This window comes from Polaromonas sp. P3_C2 (assembly GCF_056402675.1).
Genome location: NZ_JBFUGX010000618.1, coordinates 1 through 2,442 on the forward strand (window position 1 = coordinate 1; position 2,442 = coordinate 2,442).

Annotated in this window: 3 protein-coding genes and 1 pseudogene; all 4 read left to right on the forward strand. The window is 61.0% G+C overall.

The window, feature by feature from the left end:
- A partial coding sequence (frr, locus tag AC1DWI_RS19815) for a ribosome recycling factor (RefSeq protein ID WP_477725535.1) occupies positions 1-444 on the forward strand: 444 nt, incomplete at its 5' end.
- Between the two features lie 26 nt (positions 445-470).
- Positions 471-1,211, forward strand: a complete 741-nt coding sequence (gene uppS / locus AC1DWI_RS19820; RefSeq protein ID WP_477725536.1) for a polyprenyl diphosphate synthase — start codon at positions 471-473, stop codon at positions 1,209-1,211.
- Positions 1,211-2,071 carry a phosphatidate cytidylyltransferase gene (locus AC1DWI_RS19825; RefSeq protein ID WP_477725537.1) on the forward strand — a complete coding sequence of 287 codons (861 nt, stop codon included), beginning with the start codon at positions 1,211-1,213 and terminating at the stop codon, positions 2,069-2,071. Before uppS ends, AC1DWI_RS19825 begins: the two co-directional genes overlap by 1 nt.
- A gap of 13 nt (positions 2,072-2,084) precedes the next feature.
- Positions 2,085-2,442: pseudogene (locus AC1DWI_RS19830) on the forward strand (1-deoxy-D-xylulose-5-phosphate reductoisomerase); the annotation flags it as partial.

The following is a 2,442-nucleotide window of genomic DNA, read 5'->3' on the forward strand; positions in this document are numbered from 1 at the left end:
ACCGTGCATGTTGACTATTACGGCTCCATGGTGCCGATCAGCCAGGTGGCCAATGTGTCGCTGCTCGACGCCCGCACCATCAGCGTCTCGCCCTGGGAAAAAGGCATGGGCGCCAAGATCGAAAAGGCCATCCGTGATTCAGACCTGGGACTCAATCCGGCCGCGCAGGGTGACCTGATCCGCGTGCCCATGCCGGCCATGACCGAAGAGCGCCGCCGCGAACTCACCAAGGTCGTGCGCGCCGAAGGGGAGCACGCCAAAGTGGCTATTCGCAACCTGCGCCGCGATGCCAATGATGGCGTCAAGAAACTCGTCAAGGACAAGCTCGCTTCTGAAGACGACGAACGCCGTTCGCAGGACGATATCCAGAAGTTCACGGATCGTTTCATTGCCGAAGTCGACAAACTGGTCGCCGGCAAGGAACAAGACATCATGGCGGTTTGACGCCTCGTCGTCTGGCCTGATTCACCATGGCCACCACCCATCCCATAGTCCCGCACCACGTTGCCATCGTTATGGATGGCAATGGCCGGTGGGCGACCAAACGGTTTTTACCCCGCATTGCGGGCCACAAGCAGGGCGTTGATTCGCTCAGCCGCTGCGTTCGCGCATGCCTGGACCGCGGCATCGGCGTCCTCACGGTTTTCGCTTTTTCTTCGGAGAACTGGAACCGGCCGGCAGAAGAGGTGTCCGGGCTGATGGAGTTGCTTGCCTATTCTCTTTCCAAGGAAGTCCCCAGCCTGAATGCCAACGGCGTGCAACTGCGTTTTGTCGGAGACCGCCTGCGGCTTTCCGAGAAAKTCCAGGCAGGGCTGGCGCAAGCTGAGCTCGACACCTCGACCAACCAGCGGCTGGTTTTTAATGTGTGCTTCAACTACGGTGGTCGCTGGGATATTGCCCAGGCTGCCAACAGATTGGCCAGCCGCGGTGAAGCCATTACCGAGCTGTCGCTGGACAGGGAGATGGCGCTGGCGCACGTGCCGGACCCGGATCTGCTGATTCGCACAGGCGGTGAGTTGCGGATCAGTAATTTTTTGCTGTGGCAGGCAGCTTATTCAGAGCTGCATTTCTCCGACAAGTTGTGGCCTGAATTTGACGAGGCGGCGCTGGACGAGGCGATAGCCGTCTTTCGGACTCGCGAACGACGCTTCGGCAAGACCTCCGCCCAGGTCAGTGGCCGCAGTACCAATGAAAATACAAAGGCTGCCTGATGCTTAAACAGCGCGTGATCACAGCGATTGTCCTTCTGGCTATTTTGCTGCCAGCCCTTTTCTACAAGACGCCAGAGCCCTTTTGTGCCGTCGCGCTGCTGCTGATTGCTGCGGGTGCCTGGGAGTGGGGCCGGCTGAACGCACTCGGGCAGGGGGTCTCACTGGGGCTCGCCGCCGTTTGTGTCGGGCTGTGCGCGCTGGCATGGTACGTTGGCCTGCTCGCAAAGCCCCTGCCGCTTCTTTGGGCTGCTGCAGGTGCCGCTTGGGTGCTTGCCGGTGGCTGGTTGTTGCGCAATGGTGTGGCGGGCTGGCCGCGTGTACCCAAAGTAATTCGCCTTCCGGGGGGGCTGGCTGCGTTGTTGGTTGCATGGCTGGCTGTGGCCCAGGCTCGTGTGGCGGGCATTGACTTTTTGCTGTCCGTTCTGCTGCTGGTCTGGGTGGCCGATATCTTTGCCTATTTTGCAGGCCGTGCCCTGGGAGGCCGGTTCAGCAAGGGCAAGCTGGCTCCTTCGATCRGTCCTGGTAAAAGCTGGGAGGGCGTGTGGGGCGGCATGGCCGGTGTGGTGGCGCTGTCGCTGGCCTGGGTCTGGCTGGGCCGTGCGGGCATTGGCGGTGGCTTCTGGGCTGACGCCACGCTTTACAGCCGGCTGGCTGATCATCACGGCATGGCCGTCATGCTGCTGGCGGTTATTTTCCTGGCCGCCATGAGTGTGGTTGGCGATCTGGTCGAGTCTCTTATCAAGCGCAGTGCCGGGGTTAAAGACTCCAGCGGCCTGTTGCCGGGCCACGGCGGCGTGCTCGACCGGGTCGACGCGCTATTGCCCACGCTGCCCCTGGCGATGATGCTGGTTACCCTTTAGGCTTTGCTCCCGTATGTCCTTTGAAAAGCAGCGTGTGACCGTTTTGGGCTCCACGGGGTCCATTGGTGTCAACACGCTTGATGTCATCGCCCGCCATCCTGAGCGCTTTGAGGTGTTTGCCCTCAGCGCGGCAACCCAAACGGACTTGATGCTGGCGCAGTGCGCCCAGTTCAAACCCCAATACGCGGTTATGGCCAGTGAGCCGCATGCCCGTTTGCTGGCCGAGAAGATCAAGACAAATCAGCTACCGGTGCAGGTTCTATGGGCGCAAGATGCTCTCGAAATGATAGCGTCGCACGAGTTGGTGGATACCGTGATGGCCGCTATTGTGGGCGCTGCCGGGTTGGGTCCGTGCATGGCGGCCGCAAAGG